We start from the raw sequence: 18,843 nt of genomic DNA, 5'->3' as shown, positions 1-18,843 counted from the left end.
GAACCTGGTTCCTCGCCCCCACGAATGTGGGGGAGAGGTGGCTCGGCGAAGCCGAGACGGAGAGGGGAATGGCGCTGCCCGCCGTTCGGGTTCGCATGGTCGGCGTCCTCGGCGACTACGGCGGCTGATCCTCGAACCAGAACGATGACTGGCGTCGCGAGATAGTTCCCACCGACGGTAAGGGAAAATGCGATGTCATGACGAGGCGGCCATTGTCCGAGCAAGCCTCCAGGAATGCCCACCGCGTCCGACGTGCCTGGTCAGGCTCTGCGTCGTACCGAAAATTCCAGTCGGGGTATATGCACTGCATCGGCCAATGCATGAGGTCGCCGGAAAACACGGCCTCCACTCCTTGCGATTTTATTCTGATGGCTACGTGCCCCGCAGTATGGCCGGGCGTCGGCTCCAGCCACACCTCGTCATCGAGCGCATGATCCATGTCGACGAATACAGCTCGACCAGCCTCGACAATGGGCAACACGTTGTCTTCATAGGTCCGTTCGTCAGCATCGCCGGAGGCCGCCTGTGCGACTTCAAACTCGCGCCGCGCCATAATGTAGCGAGCATTCGGAAATGTTGGGACCCAGCGCCCGTCGACCAGTCGTGTATTCCAGCCGCAATGGTCGATGTGAAGATGGGTGCACAGGACATAGTCAATCTGTTCGGGCGTCACGCCTGCATTCTTCAACTGCTCGAGAAAGGTGTCATCGTTGCGGTTGTGCCAATGCGGAAAGTACTTGAATGTCTTGTTGTTGCCGACGCAGCTATCGACGAGGATGATGTGGCGCCTGGTGCGAACTAGATAACTTTGGATGGGAATAATAAGTCGGCCGCTTGCCGGGGATATCGACCGAGGCGTGAGCCAGTGAAGATGCGGTTTGATTGCCTCGTCTGTGCAATCGGGGAACCATTCCGACGGCGTCCGCAGAGGGTCGCACATCTCCAGAATTCTGGTTACCCTGATATTCCCGATTCTCCAGTCATCCACTGATGCGATCCTCCTTCGAACGAGGACGGATAGCTAAAGATAACATCCGCGGCAGCTGGCGTCAGAAATTTCTGCCCAGGAGAAGGAGGCGCTCGCGATGTAGCCGCGCTTGCGATCGGGTACCAAGCGTTAGATCCTAACCACTAGTCCTTTACCAAGCTGTTGACGTGGTCGGCCGACAAAAACCGCAGCACCACATCGCTCATCCCCAGCAGCGGCGTAAACGTCACGATCGTAATGCCGCCGGTAGCGTTGGTGCGGGTCAGGCCTTCTGAATAGATGTCGAGCGGCGGTTCTTCATCGAACCAGACGCCGTGCAGCGTTTCGCCCTGCCATTTTTCGCGGCCCTTCTCATAGCTTTTGAACGACAGCACCGATTCATCGGCCTGCACGTCGCCGCCGCCGCCCCAGCGCACCACGATGCTGTCGAGCGCACCGGGCGCACTGCGGCCCATGGTGGTGTGCAGGATGGCATCGGCCGGGATCATGCCGGTGCCCCAAGCTGCCTGCTGCTGCGGCGGGCCGACCAGCACGCGCTGCGGATTGTCGCGCGTGCCCTCGCCGGTCACGCCGGCCGCCCAAAGCCGCACGGCGGTGTCGAAGGTCTTGCCTTGCCACCACCAGGGATAGCGCCCGGTGAGGTGCATGGCCCATTCGGCGCCGCCGGCCCGGGTCTTGCCGAGCTGGTTGCCGGCCATGAACAGCCGTTCGCGGTTGATTGCGCCAGCGGCGTGGAATTCCGCCTGGCGTTCATACGGGCGGTAAGCCGCGAGCTGGTTATTCCTGCGCCTGCGATCCAGCTCCTGCAGCAGCGCCAGATAGTGCCTGCGCGCCGCTATCGCCCGGCTTGTCGCCGAACGGCCCGAGAACGGCTTCAAGGCCACGGATGCGGCGGCGGATCTCGTCATCGCTCAGGGCTTCCAGATTGTCGGTGGAGGCATGAATATCCCTGGCCAGATCCTTAGGCAGCACCGATTGCACGATCTTCAAATACTGGTCGGGCTTGTCGGCCCTGACCGCCGCAATGACACCGGCGCCATGGGTGCGGAAATCGGCGCGCACCGCGTCGAGAAAATCATCGCCAAGCGTCTTTTTCGTCCGCTTCGCGCCGGCGGCCGGCTTGCGGTCATTGCCGGTACGCGGTTTTGTCCGCTCAGCCATGATCGGAAATCCCGACCGGCTCCGCCTGGGCGGCCGGCCTGGTCGGTCGCTTGGTCTTGCCGGACCTGCGCCGCTTTGCCTTCGCCGGTTTGCGGGTGGCCTTGCGGCTGGCAGCATCGGCTGCCGCGTCGCCCCGTTTTGCGGGCACTGCTTTAAGCTTCGCCCGGGCAAGATCGATAGCCCTGCCGCCGCCCGCGCCGCGCGGGAAGCCGAAGCCGCCAATGGCATCGACAGGACCGCCGCGAACCATGCCGATCAGCACGCCAGCTACGACCGGCTCGATGCGGCCGGCACGCGCCTGCGGGCAGCGCCTTCGAACACGCCGATGGCGCTGACGACCTCGCGTCCGTCATCGTCGACGATGATGGTGGCATAGCGGCTGGACATGGGGGCCTCGCAGATACAATGAACCGAAGATGGCGTTCCTTCGCGCCCCCCTGTCCTGCCGGACATCTCCCCCACAAGGAGGGAGATCAGATGTCACGACGGCTTTCGCCAATTGCCGGCGTTGCAGGCATGATCGGTGGGCCGAAGCTGCCAATCTCCTTGGGGGGGGAGATGTCCGGGACGACACACGAGCGCGCTGTCCCGCCGATATTGGACTGCGCGAAAAGCGGCGCTTTTGCTTCCGCATGGCCTGAAAAAACAAAACCCGCCTCGGCGGCGGGTTGTTGGCGCAAATCAGCACCATGGAGAAATCATACGATAGCTGCCCTCACCCGTCAATAGGAAATAAGAAACAATTCCTACATCAGCCAGAGACTCTGCGATGTTAGCGCTACCATATTCGGCGTCAAGTCATATGCATATGTGCTAAAGTGCCATCCCGCCGGCGGGCTTTGTCTGATAGTTTATAGTTTGGCATCATGGGGGTAAAAGCCATGTCTGACGACAAAATCCGAAATATAAATTTGACGGCCGACATCGTCGCGGCATTCGTGCGCAACAATTCAGTGCCTCCGGAAGGCTTGCCGGCGTTGATCGAGAGCGTCAATTCCGCCCTGGCGGCCGTGGACAATCCGGTTGCTCCCCCGCAACCTGCACAGGAGCCCGCCGTCAATCGCAAGCGTTCGGTGACGCCGAATTTCATCTACTGCCTCGAGGACGGCAAAAAATTCAGGTCGCTGCGGCGCCATCTCGGCTCGGCCCATGGCATGACGCCGGAGGCCTATCGCACCAAATGGGACCTGCCCGGCGACTATCCGATGACGGCGCCCAGCTACGCCGCCAAGCGATCCGAGCTGGCAAAGGAGTTCGGGCTCGGCATCCGGACAGAGGCGCCGGCCGCCAAAGCGTCGGCCAAGCGCAAGACCAAGGCGTAACGCGACGTCCCTGCGCCGTTCGCCGTCCGGAGGTCGATCATGGTGGCCGACGAGCCCAATGACGTTCGTGTCGAGCGCGTCGATCGCCGTCAATGGGCGGTGCTGGTTGCCGAGAATGGCACGGTGACCCAGCGCCTGTTCGAAGCCCAGGCCGCGGCCGAGGATTTTGCCGATGGCGAGCGGACAAGGCTCGGCCTGCCCGCCAGGCCGCCGGCGGAGGATCCGCTGGCCTGAGCGTGATGATCGTCAGCTGGCTGCGGGATATCGCCTGAATTTGCGGCGGATCGGTGGGACAGCCTTCCAACAGGCATCGACCGACTGGTCATTAGCTGGCGCTTATGGGATCATTCCAATCCGACTCGGGGGAGTGCGGGATGGACAAACCAGCCATGGCATCCGTGTTCAGGATGCGGCATGCGCCAGCCACTGTTTCGGGCGTTCGCAGCGTCGGCCAGGGACAGGCCGATCCGGTCATCGGCAGACGGCCGCTCGGCGACGCGATCCGCTTCGTCATCGACGCCCACCCCCACTACGACATCACCGCCGTTTCGATCGCCTATGGCGACGGCTCGGCCCCGCGCCTCGGCAGCAGGGAGGTCAAGGCGCTATGGGCCGAGTATGGCCGCCGCTGGATGGAAGAATAGGATCGCGCCCGAGCCTTCCCGGCAATCGTCACCCTGGATCGGAACGGAGGCTCGCGCGTTGAGCCTGAAACAATGGGAGCAAAGCCATGAATGTCGCCAATCTGCAACTCGAGGGCCTGCTGATGGCCGTCGCTTCGATCAACCAGGTGCTGGTGCGCAAGGGCGTGCTTACCGTTGAGGAGATCGACATCGCGCTGCGCAAGGCCGAAGCCGGCGAAACCGGCGAAGAGCGCTCCAACGGCATGTCGGCGTCGAGCCGCGATGCCGTCAACTTCCCGATCCGGCTCCTGGAGCTGGCCAACCAATGCCAGCCGGAGACCGACATGCCATCCTTCTCCAAACTGGCCCGCATGGTCGGCCAGATGAAGGAACCGTATAACGATCAGATGTGAGGCGGCCCTACCCGCAGCCGTGACCAGCCCGCGAGGCGGCTGATCTCAATACCGTCCCTGCAGGATCTTGATGAGCTTGCTGTTGTCAGCGCTGGGCGAGAGCATCTTGCGATAGTCGGCGTAGGTGATCTTGCCATTGGCCAGCGCATTGAGGAGCCGGTTGCAGAAGGCGGTTTCATATCTTGCCGGGCTGACATTCATGAGTGCAGACAAATTGTTCTTGTCGGACTGCGGAGTGGCTCGTTGGTCGGCAACGCAATCGTTGATGACAGAGCGCTTGGCGGCCGGGCTGCCGAGACCGGCATGCATGGTTTCGAACTCTCCCTCCGTCATGGAGGTGCAACCGGCAACCAACGACATTCCGACAACAACGACAGCAAAACGTATGGCTATGTTCATGAATTCCCCCTTGGACCTGGCACCGTGCTTATCGCGCCAAAACACGCAAGTACAGTGACAATATCGTCGTATTCGGCCGCAAGGCTTAGGGCAGGCTAGTCGCCGTCGCTCCGGCCTAGGGGAGAGACATTCACGCCCTGCCGAGCTTCGACGCCAGAACGCTGCCCGGTCCATGCACCGCGGCAAACAGCAGGCCGGCGGCGAACGGGAAATGGGACATGAAGGCGCCGAACTCGGCCTGGTCCGCGGCCCAGTGCGACGGACCGTGGAAGGCAAAGCCGAGGAAGACCACGTAGACCGCGCCGATCAGCGCTGCCGGGGTCAGGAAGGCGCCGGTCAGGAAGGCGATCACCAGCAGCGTTTCGAGGATCGCCGCGCACCAGGCCAGAAACAGTGGGAACGGGAAGCCGGCGGCGGCGATGTAGCCGGCGGTCGCTCCCATATCCATGAACTTGAAGGCCACGGCCATCACGAACATGGCAGCGAAGATCAGGCGGGCGATGAGGATGACCGCGGTCTGCCACGGCGATTGAACGGTTTCCATAATGTCCTCCAAGGTTTGCAATGGGTTTCGCTCCAAGGACGGGCGGCACGCCGCCGATCCGACATCATCCGGCAAAAAACTTGGCGGGCAAAGCCAGGAGTCTCGCAGGCGCCATCTCCCGACAGCCGGCACGTTGCTCAGAGCTTCGCCATCAACTCCCGTCCCAGCCGCTTCGGCGGCTCGGCCCGCAGCACCACATTCGTGGTCACCGCGCCGTAGCGGCCAATAGCATCGACGATGCTTTCAAGATCGGGCGGCGAAGGGACGACGACCTTGACCAGAAAGCAATCCTCGCCGGTCACTCGCAGCACCTCGACCACTTCGGGCATGGCAGCGAACTTCTTCAGGCAGGTCTGGATATGCTCATGCGTGGTGCGCAGGCGTATCATCGCCATGGTGCCGAGACCAAGGGCGGCGGGATCGATCGCCGCCCGGTAGCCGGCGATGATGCCGCGCTCCTCCAGCCGCTTCACCCTTTCCGAGGTGGCGGGCTGGGACAGGCCGACGCGCCGGCCGAGTTCGGAAATGCCGATGCGGCCATCCTCCTGCATGATCTCGATGATCGCCATGTCGGTGGGGTCGAGCCGCGGCCGATAATCGCCATTTGCCATGAGTACCTTCAATCCATCGGAATTCTTCGTCGTTTTCCGATGATCTCTCATTCCGCCGATCAGGAGAAGACCTAGAATTGGGCGCTATCGCACCCAAGGAGACACGACTTTCCATGACCGACTTCATCATCCTGCCGGGCAGCGGCGGATCGGGCGAGGCCCATTGGCAGACACGCTGGCAGCGGACCAACCCGGCGATGCGCCGTTTCAGCCCGGCAAGCTGGGACCTGCCGGATTTCGACGACTGGGTGGCCGCTCTCGACGCCGCGGTATCACAGGCAACAACGCCGCCGGTTCTCATCGCCCACAGCCTCAGCTGCCTGTTGGTGGCGCATTGGCAGCTGGTGTCGAGCCGCCCGGTCGGCGGCGCGTTTCTGGTTGCGGTTCCCGATCCGGCGTCGCCGGTGTTTCCCGCTTACGGAATTCCCTTCGCCGACGCGTCGCGCGGTCCGCTCCGCTTTCCTTCGCTGGTCGTCGCCAGCACCGATGATCCTTACGACCCGCATGGCTATGCCAAGGCGAAGGCCGGGCAATGGGGCAGCGCGCTGCACAGCGCCGGGCCGCTCGGCCATATCAACAGCGACAGCGGCCTTGGCGAATGGCCGGAAGGAATGGAGCTGCTTATGGCTTTCGTCGGAAGCATCGAGTTGAAGGGCGATTGTCGAGCATCGCCGCCAAAGGCCGACGATCTTCGCACAATGTCCTGAATTCAGGTGGCTGGAAATCTCTCACGCACAGAGCCCTGCCCCTCCTGCTCCTCGCGCTGGCGCTCGGCGTCGGCTTTACGCTTCGGGCAATCCTCGTAGTCGTGGTCGCGCGAGCCGCAGTAGGAGCAGCATTTTGCCGGCGGGTCGGGGCGCAGCGTCGTGGCCATGCACTAGAATGCACGAAAAGTCATCCGGTTGCAGCAGCGCCCGCGACGTCACTGCCCGGATGCGTCACCGCCAGCCAGCCCTCAATACCCGCCGACGATCGGCAGGATCTCGCCGGTGATGTAGCTTGAGCATTGCGGCGAGGCCAGGAACACATAGGCCGGCGCGATCTCCTCCGGCTGGGCCGGGCGCTTCATCGGCGTCTTGGCGCCGAATTGCGAGACATCGGCTGCCTGTTTGTCGGACGGATTGAGCGGCGTCCAGACCGGCCCCGGCGCCACCGCGTTGACGCGGATGCCCTTGCCTATCAGATTGCCCGACAGCGCCCGGGTGAAGGCATGGATGCCGCCCTTGGTCATCGAATAGTCGACCAGCTCCCTGGAGCCGTCGATGCCGGTGACCGAACCGGTGTTGACGATGGCCGAGCCCGGCTTCATATGCGCCACCGCTTCCTGGGCCATATGGAAATAGCCGTAGAGGTTGGTCTTCAGCGTGGTGTCGAAATGCTCCTCGGTGAGGTCGGCAAAGTCTGCCGAATGGACCTGGAAGGCGGCATTGTTGACCAGCACGTCCAGCCTGCCGAGCTGCTTGACCGTGCGCTCCACCGCGCGGCGGCAGAAGGCTCGGCTGGCGACATCGCCGCGCAGCGCCAGGCAGCGCCGGCCCTCCGCCTCGACCGCCTGCTTGGTCACCTCGGCATCCCTGTCTTCGCTGAGATAAACGATGGCGACGTCGGCGCCTTCACGCGCAAACAACAGTGCCACGGCGCGGCCGATGCCGGAATCGCCGCCAGTGATCAGCGCCACCTTGCCGTCAAGTTTCTTCGAGCCCTCCCAGAACGGCGCGTCATAAAGCGGCGCCGGCTTTATCTCGCCTTCCTCGCCGGGCTTGGGATGATGCTGCTTGGGAAAAGGCGGCTCCGGATAGAGCCGAGCGCCGGCCTGCATGGCGGCCGATGATTTAGCCTTCGGCTTGCGGCGATCGTCGGTATCGACCTTGCGCTGCACGCTGCGCTGCTTGTGCACCGCCTTCGAGGTTTCCGATTTGGTCAGCATGGGATTCTCCTTCCGTGTCGAAGGACAACGCGTGTCAGCCAAAAAGGTTGGCCGAGCAAAAAGGTCGCGGCAGGTGCTGCGCGCCCGCGAGCGCATTCGTCCGGCCTACATCAAAGTTAAATGCGAGGCACAGGCATCAGGTGGTAGGTGGGTGCGACAGGGGGACTCTAAAACTCTCGGGAGGAGTCCATGGACGTTCTAGATCTGGTTGCCAAACTGTCGGCCGCGGTACTGCGCCGGCGCGCCGCATCTCCGCCAATACTGTTCCGGCCGATCCGCCATTCGCTCGCCGACATCCCGTTGAAGACGCAGTCGCGACCGCCCTACCGGCCACGCCAACCGATCCGGCCGGCAAGCAATATGTAGCTTGCGCAGGCCGCAACCACTTCGCGGTTTCCTCGTTTATGGCGATCCCGTTTACGGAGGCTATGCATGAAATCAATACGGACAAACAATCCCATTCTCGTCCTGGGTGCAGCTGCATTTCTGGCCGCGCCTTTCGCCGGGCTTTTGTGGCGGACGCGCGAATGGTTCGGATGGTGAATTTCTCATGAGCCGATTTCTTCCCCTGACGATCAAATTCGTGGACTACAGTACGATGACGGTGTCGTCGATCGCCGACGCCAGGAAGGCGCTGGGCGGAACATGGAAAAACAAGGAAGCAGTTGCCTACAAGGCGGCCGTCAGGCTGGTGGATGACGCTTTGAACGGCATCTGCCGCCCCGACATTGCCTTTGCCGCTTTCAAGAATGCCGCCGCCCAACAGGGCCTGCTGAAGCCGGCGAAGCCAAGTGCCGCCCTTGCCATGCTCGACGAATTGGCGTCGCTGGACGGTCAGACAAAAACCGGCTGAGACGTTGCGTCCTCACCGCTCTGCGATCCCTACCTCGGCTCGCGGTTCATGCTGAGGTAGGTCGGGTCGAACTCGGCGATCTCGACAAGCCGCTGCCAGTCCACAATCGTCACCGTGTAATTTGCCCAGCCAATCACGCCGAGCCTTCGCAACGCGCCGATGACCCGGTTCATATGGACGATCGACAGCCCCAGCACGTCAGCCAGCTCGGCTTGCGACAAGGGCAGCCGGAAACTCATGCCGCTGGTCTGCTTGACCACCTGAAGCCGAACGAACAGCTCGCACACCAGATGCGCCAGATGCGAGGTCTTGGAGCGCCGGCCCATGGCCACGATCCATTCGCGGTGGATGGCGCCGTCGACGAGCGTGTCCAGCCACAGCAACCTTGTCAGATGCGGCGCCTGTTCGGTGATGGCCCGCAGCCGGCTGTGATCGGCAGCGATCACCCGGCATGGCGACAAAGCGATGATGCCATGGTCCATGGTCTTGAGCAGAAAGGCGTGCAGGTCGACAAAATCGCCGGGCACCTGCAGCGAGGTGAACTGCCGGCCGCCATCCTCCAGCACCTTGTAGCGAGCAGCCAGGCCCTCGATGATGAGCGTGCTGTAGCCGGGTCTCGATCCCTCGGCAACGATGTCCTGGCCGGTGGCAAAATCGAGCTCGACGGTCATGGCGCCGGCGAGCAGCCCCTTCTCCTCCTCGGAGAGGGCGTCATGCTGGCCAAGGTTCAGATAGAGCGACTCTAGCATCGATGGTTTTTCCATCCCAATGGGTGGAGAAGAACTGGTGGGCCTAGCTCAACGCCGCAGCTCGGGTGCGGTTGCATCTATGATGGCGCGCCGGCATCTTGCTCAGACGATTGCGAGAAATCTGTTTGGGAATCAGGCGGATGGAACCATGAGCGAGAAGGGGGATTTACCGTTCTCATGCAGGGAATGCCGCACATGGAACGGTTCTACTTCGATCTGTATAATACCGAAAACCAGTTCGATGAGGTGGGACAGCTGTTTCCAAACCGAGAGCGCGCGGGAGCAGAGGCCCTGCGCATATTGCATGATGTCGCCCGGGACGAGATGCCGGAAGGCGAGCACCGGCGGATCACCGTCAAGATGCTGAACGAGAACAGGCAACAGATCTTCGAAGCATCGTTGACGATGGAGTCGCTTTGGAGTTGAGCGTGGCGGCCTTGTCGACCACCGCATGGAACCTCTTGCCCTCCCCCCAGTTTCCTAAGGAGGGCCCAGCGGCAGAAGCTGCTGGCCCAGTTGATTGGCTGGAGGCACGAACCTATGTCCTTGCAAAAGCTTCATCCCGAGCAGGTCGACGCGACACGCGACCATGCCTATTCGACCTTTGCCCCGGTGCTCATCGGTTCGCTGACCAAGCGGCTGGCGCGCTGTCAAGGAACCAAGGAACTCGGCGGTCTGGAGAAGTCCCTGATCCGCCTGATCGAAAACTCCGACGTGTCCGACGTCAATGAGCCGCAAGCCGAGGCGATGAGAGAGTTCGCCATCGAGCTGGTGGTGTCGACGATATCAGAGGCCCGCGCCCACCCAGACAGCAAGAGCGATGTCGAGGCGGTCAGCGAGCGCCGCGCGGAAGGCCGCTCGGAGAATCCCGACACGCTCGAAGAACAGCTTCAATCCGGGCTCGAGGACAGCTTTCCCGCCAGTGATCCGCCAGCCGTTGTCTCGACCTCGATTTCCGGCGGGTCGAAGGATCTTGTCGGCACCGACGAGGTGTTGCGCCGCAAGAAGGAGGCCGCGCAGCGCAAGCAGGAAAAGGCCGACGCCAACTAGGCCGAGGATTGCTCTCAAGCGGGCATGCGGATGACGACTGTCCGCATCATGTAGACGAAGGGACAATGCCGCGTGGAGATAAATCGAAATATACCGACAAGCAGGAGCGTAAGGCCGACCATATCGCCGAAGGCTACGAGCATCGAGGCGTCTCTGAAAAAGAGGCCGAACGTCGTGCTTGGGCGACGGTGAACAAAGACGATGGCGGCGGCAAGAAAGAAGGCGGTTCGGGCCGCGGCAAAGACACCGGTCATCCGGCCGCGCACAAGGGCGGCAAGCTCGGCGGCAATGCGTCAGCCTCGCGCTCTTCGACCAGCAAGTCGGCGTCGGCAAAGAAGGCCGCAGCAACTCGCAAGCGCAACGATAGCCACGCGCACCGCTGAGTGCCGATCTCCCACAAGGGCTTGCCCGTTCAGCCGAACCGCTTGTACGGCGCCTTCGCGGTCGCCCTTTCAACGATCCCCTCCAGCGGCTCCGGCCGGTGCAGCAGAAAACCCTGGCCGTAGGCGACGCCCATGTCGCGCAAAATGTCGAGCGCGGCCTGCTGTTCGATCTTTTCGGCAACCACCGAACAGCCAAGGCTCCTGGCGATGCCGGATATGGCCGAGGCGATCTCGCGGTCGAAGCGGCTTTGCGCAATGTTCTGGATGAACGAGCCGTCGATCTTGATCTGATCGACGGGAAAGCGGCGCAGATATTCGAACGAGCTCATGCCGGCGCCGAAATCGTCGAGGCTGACACGGCATTGCCGCTCGCGCGCCTTGCGCACGAACTGTTCGGCGGCGTCGAAATTCGTGACGGCCGCCGTCTCGGTGATCTCGAAGCCGATGCCGGAGTGCGGCGCCCCGGTCTCGGCGATGACGGCGTCGACGAAATCCCACAAAAGCGGGTCGCTCAGCGTCTGCGCCGACAGGTTGAAGCCAAGCGTGATGACGCCCGATTTCATCGCCGGGCCGTGCTGCGACAGTGCGGTCCTGATGATCCAGCGGTCGAGCCGCGAGGCGATGCCGAAGCGCTCGGCAACCGGAATGAACTCGCCCGGCGGGATAAGCTTGCCATTGCGCCCGGCAAGCCGCGCCAGCACTTCGACATGGCGGCTCTCCCGCCAGGGCAGACCCAGCAGGTGGATTTCCTGGCCGAACAGTTTCAGCCGCCCGTCATCCATGGCGTCGACCGTGTCGGCGGCGACGCGGGCGGCGTTGAGGCCGCCGGAACCCGACGCGGCGTCGGCCGAAAACACCGCAAAGCGATTGCGCCCCGCTGCCTTGGCGGCGTAGCAGGCGTCGTCGGCGCAGGCCAGCGCATCGGCCACCGTCGTGGTGGTGTCGTCGACAAAGGCGATCCCGATGCTGGCTGCGAGCTTGCGCGACGTCACCGGCAGGCCGAGGTCGGCATCGCTGACCGCTGCAAGAATGGCCTCGGCCAGCGTCTCCGCCGCGGCCGGTTCGCAATTGGGCACCAGCAGCGCGAACTCGTCGCCGCCAAGGCGGGCGGCACGCGCCGATGCCGGCAGGCAGCCCAGGATGCCGGCGGCGATGCCCTTCAGCGCCAGGTCGCCGGCGGCGTGGCCGGCAAAGTCGTTGAGCGCCTTGAAGTAGTCGAGATCGACATAGAACACCGCCAGCGGCAGCAGCCGCTTCGCTGCGATGTGCTCGGCCAGCAGCCGGTCGAAGGCGGCGCGGTTGAACAGGCCGGTCAGCGCATCGTGGTGCGCGGCGTAGGCGAGTTCGCGTTCGCGCTTCTTGTCCTCGGTGATGTCGCGCACGGTGCCGAGAATCTGGCCCGCGGAGTCCGGGTCCGCGATGAAGCGCACCAGCGATTCGACATGGCGGACTTCGCCATCGCGCCTGATGATGCGGTATTGCGAGGCAACGACTTCATCCGACACAACCGGCGCCAGATGGGCGCGCTCGGTGGCGACCTTGTCGTCGGGGTGCAGATAGGTGTGCCAGAGTTCGGCAGCCACCTCGTCGGTATCGGCGACGAGGCCGAAGATCTCCCTGGTGCGGGCGTCCCAATAGCTCTTGTTGGCATCGATATCGTGATGCCAGATGCCGGTGCCGCTGGCCGCCAGCGCCAGGCGGAAGCGCACATTGACACGCTCCAGTTCGGCTTCGGCTTCCTTCTGCCGGCTGATGTCGGTCTGGACGCCCATCAGCCTGACTGGCTTGCCTGTTTCGTCACGCTCGACAATGCCGCCGCGGTCCAGCACCCAGATCCAGTGGCCGTCCTTGTGCTTCAGGCGCAGCTCGGTCTCGATCGATGCGGTCAGGCCGGCAATGTGGCGCTCGCCGCTGGTCAACGCCCGCTCGCGGTCGTCGGGATGCGTCAGCTTCAGCCACAGATCGCTGGTGTTGGCAAGCTCGCCATCCTCATAGCCGAGCATGTGCGACCAGGTCGGCGAATAGAAACAGTCGCCGCTCAAAATATCCCAGTCCCATACGCCGAGATGAGCGCTTTCGAGCGCCAGCGCCCAGAACTCGCTGTTGCGTCTTTTCTCTTCAGCCATGCCTTGGTTTCGTCCACCCCATTCCCGCCAATATGCACAGAAGCAGACAAGAAACCGTTACCGGCGCACCCGTATGAGGCCGCAATGCCTGCAATCGGGCCTTGTCATGGGGCGTGGCGTGATCGTGCGATGGGGGTTCGTCATGCCATGGGCGCTCTGATGGGACCCGTCCGGCCCGGACCGGGCTCGACGATCCTTATCGCGCGGCGGCGCGCATTGTCCTCGAGCAGGCCGCGCAGTTCCTCCCGGCCGCGCGCAATGCGCGACATCAGCGTGCCGGCCCGTACGCCGAGCATCTCGGCGGCCTCGGCATAGGAAAAGCCCTCGATGGCAACCATGGTCAGCGCGGCACGGCGGTCGGGGCTGATCGCCTGCAGCGCGTCGATGATCTCGCGGGCCGCGACATTCTCCAGCTGGTCGGCGGGAGAGGCCTGCACCTCGCCGGCTTCCAGCGGCAGCATCGAGGCTTCGCCGCGCCGGTTCACCTTGCGCATCTGGTCGATGAACAGATGATGCATGATCGTGAACAGCCATTTTCGCGGGCTCTCTCCCGTCTGCCAGTTGTCCAGCCGCAGCAGCGCCCGTTCCAGGCAGTCCTGGACGAGATCGTCGGCGGAATCGCGATCGCGCAGCAGCGAGCGCGCATAGCGCCGCAGACGCGGGATTTCGTCGAGAATAGCTTTCTGCTTTTCGTCCATGACCTTTTGTCTTTGTCGGCATGCCGTTGCCGCAGAACCGCAGCGACCTTGGGTCAGGGCAACTTTGGCTGGCATGAAAGTTCCTCTGTTCATGCCTGTCGTTGGCTCCAAAAACGCGAAGCACTTCTGGACGACAGGCACGACCCCGCTCAGCGCGGCGCAGCATCGATGGTGACCCGGTCGGGATAGAAGGCGCCGTGGTCGCGTATCTCAGCCATTTCGTCGAAAGGCCGCTCGTAGGCCCACATCGCGTCCTTGCCGGCTTCACCCGCCGGCAGCACGTTCCAGTAGCTGGCGTCGCCCTTGTAGGGGCACAGCGTCGACAGTTCCGTCCTCCTGAGCTTGCGGAAGTCGATGTCCTCGAACGGGATGTAGAAGCTGAAGGGATAGGGCGGCTCGGTCACCAATTTGGCTTTCGCCGAGGAGGCGATGATGGCGCCATTGGCAAACACGACGACACGCCCCTTGAAGGACACGATGGTAATCACCTTGCCGGGATTGCGCCTGAAGCCCGGTGACGGGTTCACATGCCGATCCATGGCCATTCTCCTTGTCCCGTTGGTTCGAAATCTTGAAGGCATCTCAAGCTCAGAGCTCGCCGGCCGGCGGCGCGGCCATTGCCGTCCCGGAGGACAGCTTCCGGCGTTTTTCGAGGCTTGGCTTTTCACAGGTCTTCTTCATCGTTCTTCCTTGACGTCTGGCAGTCGGCCGGCGCTCCTGCCAGCCTTATGATCATGGCTCCAAGGGACAACAGGCGCATCTCCCGTCCGGGCGATGCGCGGCCGCCGGAAATCGGGGCGGGCGTGACAGCAATGAGTCGCATGTGTTCCCCCGCGACCGGACGGCGGTGGATTTATCTCAGCCGGGACGGCGATGCTTGGGCTGGGCGGAACACGGTTTTGGGGAATGCGGCCCTGTCAGCACGATTGCCAGGCTTGAGCAGGCCGGGTGCGGTTGGGCACCCAGCGGCGCGGCGACGGCGATGGCCGAATGGCGTCGGTAGAGGCCGCGAAATAATCGATAATAAGAGACGACAGGTCAGACTCTATCAAATCAAGATGATTTTCCAATGTTTTCGCATTTTCGTCAAAAAGACCAAAATAAATTATCGATAGACAATTCTTCACTTTCAAAATATGTCAATTTTACCCCTGTTAACCAAATATTAACCAAAGTTATCTGATAGTCTTTGAGTTATCCGCCTATTGTAATTCGAATCTAAGTTGCAATAATCATTTCGCAGTTCGCTTTGATATTGCCGATATGGTTGATGTCTTTGCGAGGTATGCAGCGGGAGGAGCTGCAGGGGTGAAATCCGGTCAGGACTGTTTGCGAGGAACGGTCTGCCCGACGGAGGACATACGCATGAGATTGCTGAAATACGCATTGCTGCTAGGGGCATCGCTTCTTCCCGCCCTGCCCGCGATCTCGGCGACCGCGACAGGCAGCATGAATGTCAAAATTACCATTACCGACGAATGCAAGGTGCAGACGGCAAGCGATCTCGATTTCGGCACGCATGGCGTCATCGATGCGGATATCGACCAGACCAGCACCATCAATGTGCAATGCACGACCGGCAAGTCTTATAATGTAGGTCTGAGCGCCGGAGGCGGCTCGGGCGCGACCGTGGCGGTCCGCAAGATGACCGGGCCAGCGGCGGCGACGATCAACTACACCATCTACAGGGAAAGCACCCGCACACAGCTCTGGGGCACCACGATCCCCACCGAAACGGTCGGCGGAACCGGCAATGGAGCTGTTCAGCCCCTGACGGTCTACGGGCGCGTTCCGGCCCAGACGACGCCGGCGGCAGGCCTCTACACCGACACCGTTGCGATCACCATAACGTACTGACCGACGACGCCATACGAGGACGACATGCGATCCATGCTTTCATGCATCGGCGCCACGGCTGTGCTGTTGCTGTGCGCTGGCCTTTCACACGCCGCTTCGCTCCGGGTGGCGCCGACGAATCTCGAGCTCACCGCGCCCGACAGCGCGGCGGTCCTCAACCTCGGCAATGACGATGCCAAGCGGCCGATCAACGTGCAGATCCGGGTGTTCGCCTGGAGCCAGGCCGGCGGGATCGAAACGCTGACGCCGACCTCGGACGTCGTCGCCAGCCCACCGTCGACCAAACTGGCGCCCAATGCCCAATACGTGGTTCGCGTCGTGCGCGTCTCGAAGGCGCCGGTGCGGGCCGAGGAGAGCTACCGCATCATCGTCGACGAGCTGCCCGACCCCTCACGCCGCAAGGCCGGCACGGTTGCGTTGGCGCTGCGCTATTCGGTGCCGGTGTTTTTCCGCAATCCCGATGCGGCGGCGCCGGCAGTTGCATGGAGCATCTCGCGCAACGGAGGCAGCCTCGTGCTTAGCGCCAGCAACAGCGGCGAGAGCCGCTTCCGCCTGTCCAATCTGTCGGTGACCCAGAACGGCAAGAAGCTCGGCAGCCGAAACGGGCTGGTCGGCTATGTGCTGGGAGGCGCGACCATGCAGTGGCCGATCGGCAGCTCAAAATCGCTGTCGGCGGGCTCGGTGCTCTTGAAGGCACAGAGCGATGTTGGACCCTTCGATGCAAAAGTTGCAGTCAAGGGCAAGTAGCATCGCTGTCATCGTCGCGTTCGCGACTTTTACACCCTGCTCGGCGGTGCGATCGCAAGAGTTGCCGGCCGGTACCGACATTGAAGAGCCCGACCAGGGACGCAGCCTCTATCTGGAGGTGTTCATCAACGACGCGCCGACAAAACTCATCGGCAACTTCACCGAGATGCCGGATGGCGGCCTGGCGGCGACGCCGCAAGAGCTGAAGGAGGTCGGACTGAAACCGCCGGAGGGTGCTGCCGACGCCGGCGGTCTGGTCAGGCTCGACCAGCTGGCGGACGTGTCGTTTCAGATCGACGAGGCGGCGCAGCGCCTCTATGTCACCGCCGCCAATGACAGCCGCGAGGCGCGCATGGTCGATCTCGGCTTGCGCTTGCAGGACCGGCCGGCGCCGCAATCGGGCTATGGCGCGGTGCTCAACTACTCGCTGTTTGCCAGCTCAAACACACTGTTCGATGGCGACAACGAACTGTTCCAGGGCATCTCGGGCGGCTTCGACGCGCGCGCGTTCAGCCCGTGGGGAACGCTCGGCCAGTCTTTCATCGCCGGCTATTCCGACGGCCGGCTCAGCGGCTTCACGCGGCTGAACACCACCTGGAGCTATTCCGACCCCGACCGGCTGATGACCTACCGGGCCGGCGACTTCGTTTCGGGCGGATTGTCGTGGACGCGTCCAGTCTATCTCGGCGGCATCCAGGCGCAGCGCAATTTCAGCCTGCGCTCGGACCTGGTGACATTGCCGCTACCCTCCTTCGGCGGCACGGCGGCGGTGCCGTCGACGCTCGAGGTCTATACGCAAAACGTGCGAACCTATTCCGGCGACATCCAGGCCGGGCCGTTCCAGGTCACCAATCTGCCGGTGTTCACCGGCGCCGGCCAGGCGCAGGTGGTGCTGCGCGACAGCCTCGGCCGCGAGATATCCGCCACCTTGCCGTTCTATGCCTCCAGCATGCTGTTGCGTCAGGGGCTACTCGATTTCTCCGTCGAGGCAGGCATGGCGCGGCGCAATTTCGGCATCTCCTCCGACGACTATGACGGCCGCGTCATGGGCGTCGCCACCGCGCGCTACGGGCTGACCGACCAGCTGACGCTGGAGGCCCATGCCGAGGGCGGCGCCGATCTGATCAATGGCGGCATTGGCGCGGCCTTTCCCCTCGGGCCTTACGGTGCCGCCTCGGTGGCGATGGCCGGCAGCCATCATGACGGGCGCACCGGCTCGCTGGTCAACGCCAGCGTGGAGTTCGGCTATGACGGCTGGGCTCTCAACGCCCGCATGCGGCGCGCCTTCGGTGGCTATGAGGACATCGCCTCGGTGACGGCACTGCCGGTCATTGTCGACCCCGACGATTTCAGCCGGTTCAGCGCTGGCGTGCCGCGCGCCGTCGACCAGGTGACGCTGAGCGTGCCGACGCCGCTCGATTTTTCCAGCCTCAACCTGTCCTACACCCATCTCAAGACCGCCGAGGGCGAGACCAGCCAGATCGTCGGCCTGTCCTACAGCCAGTCAATTTTCAGGCGCAGCACGGTCTATGCCACCGCCTTTGCCGATCTCGACGACAATGACTCCTATGGCGTGTTTGCCGGGATTTCCATCCCGTTCGACAATGACGTGACGGTCTCGACCGGCGTCGAGCAAGGCCCTGACGGCGTCAACATCGTCGCCGACATCGCCAAGTCGGACCGGGCCGAGGACGGCAGCATCGGCTGGCGATTGCGCACCTCGGAAGGCGAAACGCCGAACCGCTCGGCCGCGGTGAGCTACCGGGCGCCGTTTGCGCGTTTCGAGGCTGGCGGGCAGCAATTCGACAAGGACTTTCGCGTCACCGGGCAGATGGACGGCGCCATCGCAGTCGCGGGTGGCGGTGTGTTCGCCACAACCCGCATCGACGATGCCTTTGCCGTGGTCGATGTCGGCACGCCCGATGTCGAGGTGCTGCACCAGAACCGGCCGGTCGGAAAGACCGACAGCAGGGGCCGCATCCTGGTCACCGGGCTCAATTCCTATGAGCTCAATACGGTGTCGATCGACCCCAAGAATCTGCCGGTCGATGCCGACGTTCCGGCCACCAAGGAGACCGTCGTTCCGGCCGACCGCAACGGCGTGGTGCTGAAGTTCGGCGTGTCGGAGGCGGCGCAGGCAGCGCTTGTCACGCTGTTAGATGCAAGCGGCACGCCGCTCGAGGCCGGGCTTTCCGGACGGCTGGAGGGTGGCAAGGAAGACTTCGTCGTCGGCTATGACGGGCAGGCCTACATCAAGGGTCTGTCGCGGCAGAACGCCGTCCAGGTCGATCGCGTCGACGGCACGTCGTGCCGGGCAAGTTTCGCCTTCGAGGCGGCGCGCGGCCGGCAGGTGACGATCAAGGATGTGGTGTGCCAATGACGATGCGAAGCC

General features: G+C 63.1%; 27 protein-coding genes. 13 read left to right on the top strand and 14 right to left on the bottom strand.

What is annotated here, in order from left to right; all coding sequences use genetic code 11:
* Window positions 1-115: 115 nt before the first annotated feature.
* The 5 genes from ACWTU9_RS19490 to ACWTU9_RS19470 all read right to left on the bottom strand — a co-directional run bounded on the left by ACWTU9_RS19490 (window position 116) and on the right by ACWTU9_RS19470 (window position 2,829).
* Window positions 116-988: an MBL fold metallo-hydrolase gene (locus tag ACWTU9_RS19490; protein ID WP_455859678.1), complete on the bottom strand. Its 873-nt coding sequence runs from the start codon at window positions 986-988 to the stop codon at window positions 116-118.
* 143 nt (window positions 989-1,131) lie between these two features.
* Complete coding sequence (locus ACWTU9_RS19485) at window positions 1,132-1,872, bottom strand: terminase large subunit domain-containing protein (RefSeq protein WP_455859731.1); 741 nt, start codon at window positions 1,870-1,872, stop codon at window positions 1,132-1,134.
* On the bottom strand, window positions 1,766-2,149 hold the full coding sequence (locus ACWTU9_RS19480) for a hypothetical protein (protein WP_455859677.1): 384 nt from the start codon (window positions 2,147-2,149) through the stop codon (window positions 1,766-1,768). The genes ACWTU9_RS19485 and ACWTU9_RS19480 overlap by 107 nt, the downstream gene beginning before the upstream one ends.
* A complete protein-coding gene (locus tag ACWTU9_RS19475) occupies window positions 2,142-2,411 on the bottom strand; it encodes a hypothetical protein (RefSeq protein ID WP_455859676.1) in 270 nt (89 codons plus the stop codon). The genes ACWTU9_RS19480 and ACWTU9_RS19475 overlap by 8 nt, the downstream gene beginning before the upstream one ends.
* A 211-nt stretch (window positions 2,412-2,622) precedes the next feature.
* Window positions 2,623-2,829 (bottom strand): hypothetical protein, encoded by a 207-nt coding sequence (locus ACWTU9_RS19470; RefSeq protein ID WP_455859675.1) that lies wholly within the window; start codon window positions 2,827-2,829, stop codon window positions 2,623-2,625.
* 201 nt (window positions 2,830-3,030) lie between these two features.
* Between ACWTU9_RS19470 and ACWTU9_RS19465 the strand changes: the two genes are divergently transcribed.
* The 4 genes from ACWTU9_RS19465 (at window position 3,031) to ACWTU9_RS19450 (ending at window position 4,507) form a co-directional block, all read left to right on the top strand.
* The gene (locus tag ACWTU9_RS19465) at window positions 3,031-3,471 is read left to right on the top strand and encodes a MucR family transcriptional regulator (RefSeq protein ID WP_455859674.1); all 441 of its coding nucleotides are present in this window, start codon (window positions 3,031-3,033) and stop codon (window positions 3,469-3,471) included.
* A gap of 39 nt (window positions 3,472-3,510) precedes the next feature.
* Window positions 3,511-3,705, top strand: a complete 195-nt coding sequence (locus ACWTU9_RS19460; protein WP_454588769.1) for a hypothetical protein — start codon at window positions 3,511-3,513, stop codon at window positions 3,703-3,705.
* Window positions 3,706-3,845: 140 nt separating this feature from the next.
* The gene (locus ACWTU9_RS19455; protein WP_455859673.1) at window positions 3,846-4,115 is read left to right on the top strand and encodes a hypothetical protein; all 270 of its coding nucleotides are present in this window, start codon (window positions 3,846-3,848) and stop codon (window positions 4,113-4,115) included.
* 86 nt (window positions 4,116-4,201) lie between these two features.
* Window positions 4,202-4,507, top strand: a complete 306-nt coding sequence (locus ACWTU9_RS19450; protein WP_455859672.1) for a hypothetical protein — start codon at window positions 4,202-4,204, stop codon at window positions 4,505-4,507.
* 45 nt (window positions 4,508-4,552) lie between these two features.
* Here ACWTU9_RS19450 and ACWTU9_RS19445 read toward each other — a convergent pair whose 3' ends face one another.
* From ACWTU9_RS19445 to ACWTU9_RS19435, 3 genes are all read right to left on the bottom strand, one after another.
* The gene (locus ACWTU9_RS19445) at window positions 4,553-4,906 is read right to left on the bottom strand and encodes a hypothetical protein (RefSeq protein ID WP_454577950.1); all 354 of its coding nucleotides are present in this window, start codon (window positions 4,904-4,906) and stop codon (window positions 4,553-4,555) included.
* Window positions 4,907-5,036: 130 nt separating this feature from the next.
* A complete protein-coding gene (locus ACWTU9_RS19440) occupies window positions 5,037-5,450 on the bottom strand; it encodes a DoxX family protein (protein WP_455859671.1) in 414 nt (137 codons plus the stop codon).
* A 137-nt stretch (window positions 5,451-5,587) separates the two neighbouring features.
* Window positions 5,588-6,061 (bottom strand): Lrp/AsnC family transcriptional regulator, encoded by a 474-nt coding sequence (locus ACWTU9_RS19435; protein ID WP_352593134.1) that lies wholly within the window; start codon window positions 6,059-6,061, stop codon window positions 5,588-5,590.
* Window positions 6,062-6,174: 113 nt separating this feature from the next.
* Between ACWTU9_RS19435 and ACWTU9_RS19430 the strand changes: the two genes are divergently transcribed.
* Window positions 6,175-6,768, top strand: a complete 594-nt coding sequence (locus tag ACWTU9_RS19430) for an RBBP9/YdeN family alpha/beta hydrolase (RefSeq protein ID WP_455859670.1) — start codon at window positions 6,175-6,177, stop codon at window positions 6,766-6,768.
* Between the two features lie 2 nt (window positions 6,769-6,770).
* On the opposite strand, the gene ACWTU9_RS19425 is transcribed toward ACWTU9_RS19430, so the two are convergent.
* Both ACWTU9_RS19425 and ACWTU9_RS19420 read right to left on the bottom strand, forming a co-directional pair.
* The gene (locus tag ACWTU9_RS19425) at window positions 6,771-6,935 is read right to left on the bottom strand and encodes a hypothetical protein (protein ID WP_455859669.1); all 165 of its coding nucleotides are present in this window, start codon (window positions 6,933-6,935) and stop codon (window positions 6,771-6,773) included.
* Between the two features lie 81 nt (window positions 6,936-7,016).
* The gene (locus tag ACWTU9_RS19420; RefSeq protein ID WP_455859668.1) at window positions 7,017-7,988 is read right to left on the bottom strand and encodes an SDR family oxidoreductase; all 972 of its coding nucleotides are present in this window, start codon (window positions 7,986-7,988) and stop codon (window positions 7,017-7,019) included.
* 189 nt (window positions 7,989-8,177) lie between these two features.
* Between ACWTU9_RS19420 and ACWTU9_RS19415 the strand changes: the two genes are divergently transcribed.
* Complete coding sequence (locus ACWTU9_RS19415) at window positions 8,178-8,354, top strand: hypothetical protein (protein WP_455859667.1); 177 nt, start codon at window positions 8,178-8,180, stop codon at window positions 8,352-8,354.
* A 106-nt stretch (window positions 8,355-8,460) separates the two neighbouring features.
* The gene (locus ACWTU9_RS19410) at window positions 8,461-8,841 is read left to right on the top strand and encodes a DUF982 domain-containing protein (protein ID WP_455859666.1); all 381 of its coding nucleotides are present in this window, start codon (window positions 8,461-8,463) and stop codon (window positions 8,839-8,841) included.
* 29 nt (window positions 8,842-8,870) lie between these two features.
* On the opposite strand, the gene ACWTU9_RS19405 is transcribed toward ACWTU9_RS19410, so the two are convergent.
* The gene (locus ACWTU9_RS19405; RefSeq protein ID WP_455859665.1) at window positions 8,871-9,590 is read right to left on the bottom strand and encodes a Crp/Fnr family transcriptional regulator; all 720 of its coding nucleotides are present in this window, start codon (window positions 9,588-9,590) and stop codon (window positions 8,871-8,873) included.
* 195 nt (window positions 9,591-9,785) lie between these two features.
* Between ACWTU9_RS19405 and ACWTU9_RS19400 the strand changes: the two genes are divergently transcribed.
* The 3 genes from ACWTU9_RS19400 to ACWTU9_RS19390 all read left to right on the top strand — a co-directional run bounded on the left by ACWTU9_RS19400 (window position 9,786) and on the right by ACWTU9_RS19390 (window position 11,023).
* Window positions 9,786-10,016: a DUF6894 family protein gene (locus ACWTU9_RS19400; protein ID WP_454588758.1), complete on the top strand. Its 231-nt coding sequence runs from the start codon at window positions 9,786-9,788 to the stop codon at window positions 10,014-10,016.
* Between the two features lie 114 nt (window positions 10,017-10,130).
* Complete coding sequence (locus ACWTU9_RS19395) at window positions 10,131-10,640, top strand: hypothetical protein (RefSeq protein ID WP_455859664.1); 510 nt, start codon at window positions 10,131-10,133, stop codon at window positions 10,638-10,640.
* A gap of 65 nt (window positions 10,641-10,705) precedes the next feature.
* Entirely contained in the window at window positions 10,706-11,023 is a 318-nt protein-coding gene (locus ACWTU9_RS19390; RefSeq protein WP_455859730.1) for a plasmid stabilization protein, read from the top strand.
* Between the two features lie 29 nt (window positions 11,024-11,052).
* Here the strand turns inward: ACWTU9_RS19390 and ACWTU9_RS19385 are convergent, their stop codons facing one another.
* The 3 genes from ACWTU9_RS19385 to ACWTU9_RS19375 form a co-directional block, all read right to left on the bottom strand.
* A complete protein-coding gene (locus ACWTU9_RS19385; protein WP_455859663.1) occupies window positions 11,053-13,149 on the bottom strand; it encodes an EAL domain-containing protein in 2,097 nt (698 codons plus the stop codon).
* A gap of 140 nt (window positions 13,150-13,289) precedes the next feature.
* Window positions 13,290-13,847 (bottom strand): RNA polymerase sigma factor, encoded by a 558-nt coding sequence (locus tag ACWTU9_RS19380; protein WP_455859662.1) that lies wholly within the window; start codon window positions 13,845-13,847, stop codon window positions 13,290-13,292.
* A gap of 149 nt (window positions 13,848-13,996) precedes the next feature.
* Window positions 13,997-14,386, bottom strand: a complete 390-nt coding sequence (locus ACWTU9_RS19375) for a DUF427 domain-containing protein (RefSeq protein WP_455859661.1) — start codon at window positions 14,384-14,386, stop codon at window positions 13,997-13,999.
* 826 nt (window positions 14,387-15,212) lie between these two features.
* On the opposite strand from ACWTU9_RS19375, the gene ACWTU9_RS19370 reads away from it, so the two are divergent.
* Genes ACWTU9_RS19370 through ACWTU9_RS19360 form a run of 3 tightly spaced genes read left to right on the top strand, consistent with a single transcriptional unit; the run spans window position 15,213 to window position 18,831 of the window.
* Window positions 15,213-15,704 carry a Csu type fimbrial protein gene (locus ACWTU9_RS19370; protein ID WP_455859660.1) on the top strand — a complete coding sequence of 164 codons (492 nt, stop codon included), beginning with the start codon at window positions 15,213-15,215 and terminating at the stop codon, window positions 15,702-15,704.
* 24 nt (window positions 15,705-15,728) lie between these two features.
* Complete coding sequence (locus ACWTU9_RS19365) at window positions 15,729-16,451, top strand: fimbrial biogenesis chaperone (protein WP_455859659.1); 723 nt, start codon at window positions 15,729-15,731, stop codon at window positions 16,449-16,451.
* Complete coding sequence (locus tag ACWTU9_RS19360) at window positions 16,423-18,831, top strand: fimbria/pilus outer membrane usher protein (protein WP_455859658.1); 2,409 nt, start codon at window positions 16,423-16,425, stop codon at window positions 18,829-18,831. The genes ACWTU9_RS19365 and ACWTU9_RS19360 overlap by 29 nt, the downstream gene beginning before the upstream one ends.
* Window positions 18,832-18,843: the final 12 nt, after the last annotated feature.

The sequence above is a fragment of the Mesorhizobium sp. 128a genome, assembly GCF_053848025.1.
The sequence above is the reverse complement of the archived record's forward strand: the minus strand, read 5'-3'. Positions and strand labels throughout refer to the sequence as shown.

What these genes read in the sequence shown, in the direction of transcription:
- ACWTU9_RS19480 (WP_455859677.1), bottom strand. Translation starts at nt 2,149, where the DNA reads ATGGCTGAGCGGACAAAACCGCGTACCGGCAATGACCGCAAGCCGGCC.
- ACWTU9_RS19465 (WP_455859674.1), top strand. Translation starts at nt 3,031, where the DNA reads ATGTCTGACGACAAAATCCGAAATATAAATTTGACGGCCGACATCGTC.
- ACWTU9_RS19460 (WP_454588769.1), top strand. Translation starts at nt 3,511, where the DNA reads ATGGTGGCCGACGAGCCCAATGACGTTCGTGTCGAGCGCGTCGATCGC.
- ACWTU9_RS19455 (WP_455859673.1), top strand. Translation starts at nt 3,846, where the DNA reads ATGGACAAACCAGCCATGGCATCCGTGTTCAGGATGCGGCATGCGCCA.
- ACWTU9_RS19450 (WP_455859672.1), top strand. Translation starts at nt 4,202, where the DNA reads ATGAATGTCGCCAATCTGCAACTCGAGGGCCTGCTGATGGCCGTCGCT.
- ACWTU9_RS19445 (WP_454577950.1), bottom strand. Translation starts at nt 4,906, where the DNA reads ATGAACATAGCCATACGTTTTGCTGTCGTTGTTGTCGGAATGTCGTTG.
- ACWTU9_RS19440 (WP_455859671.1), bottom strand. Translation starts at nt 5,450, where the DNA reads ATGGAAACCGTTCAATCGCCGTGGCAGACCGCGGTCATCCTCATCGCC.
- ACWTU9_RS19435 (WP_352593134.1), bottom strand. Translation starts at nt 6,061, where the DNA reads ATGGCAAATGGCGATTATCGGCCGCGGCTCGACCCCACCGACATGGCG.
- ACWTU9_RS19430 (WP_455859670.1), top strand. Translation starts at nt 6,175, where the DNA reads ATGACCGACTTCATCATCCTGCCGGGCAGCGGCGGATCGGGCGAGGCC.
- ACWTU9_RS19425 (WP_455859669.1), bottom strand. Translation starts at nt 6,935, where the DNA reads ATGGCCACGACGCTGCGCCCCGACCCGCCGGCAAAATGCTGCTCCTAC.
- ACWTU9_RS19420 (WP_455859668.1), bottom strand. Translation starts at nt 7,988, where the DNA reads ATGCTGACCAAATCGGAAACCTCGAAGGCGGTGCACAAGCAGCGCAGC.
- ACWTU9_RS19415 (WP_455859667.1), top strand. Translation starts at nt 8,178, where the DNA reads ATGGACGTTCTAGATCTGGTTGCCAAACTGTCGGCCGCGGTACTGCGC.
- ACWTU9_RS19405 (WP_455859665.1), bottom strand. Translation starts at nt 9,590, where the DNA reads ATGCTAGAGTCGCTCTATCTGAACCTTGGCCAGCATGACGCCCTCTCC.
- ACWTU9_RS19400 (WP_454588758.1), top strand. Translation starts at nt 9,786, where the DNA reads ATGGAACGGTTCTACTTCGATCTGTATAATACCGAAAACCAGTTCGAT.
- ACWTU9_RS19395 (WP_455859664.1), top strand. Translation starts at nt 10,131, where the DNA reads ATGTCCTTGCAAAAGCTTCATCCCGAGCAGGTCGACGCGACACGCGAC.
- ACWTU9_RS19390 (WP_455859730.1), top strand. Translation starts at nt 10,706, where the DNA reads ATGCCGCGTGGAGATAAATCGAAATATACCGACAAGCAGGAGCGTAAG.
- ACWTU9_RS19385 (WP_455859663.1), bottom strand. Translation starts at nt 13,149, where the DNA reads ATGGCTGAAGAGAAAAGACGCAACAGCGAGTTCTGGGCGCTGGCGCTC.
- ACWTU9_RS19380 (WP_455859662.1), bottom strand. Translation starts at nt 13,847, where the DNA reads ATGGACGAAAAGCAGAAAGCTATTCTCGACGAAATCCCGCGTCTGCGG.
- ACWTU9_RS19375 (WP_455859661.1), bottom strand. Translation starts at nt 14,386, where the DNA reads ATGGATCGGCATGTGAACCCGTCACCGGGCTTCAGGCGCAATCCCGGC.
- ACWTU9_RS19370 (WP_455859660.1), top strand. Translation starts at nt 15,213, where the DNA reads ATGAGATTGCTGAAATACGCATTGCTGCTAGGGGCATCGCTTCTTCCC.
- ACWTU9_RS19365 (WP_455859659.1), top strand. Translation starts at nt 15,729, where the DNA reads ATGCGATCCATGCTTTCATGCATCGGCGCCACGGCTGTGCTGTTGCTG.
- ACWTU9_RS19360 (WP_455859658.1), top strand. Translation starts at nt 16,423, where the DNA reads ATGCAAAAGTTGCAGTCAAGGGCAAGTAGCATCGCTGTCATCGTCGCG.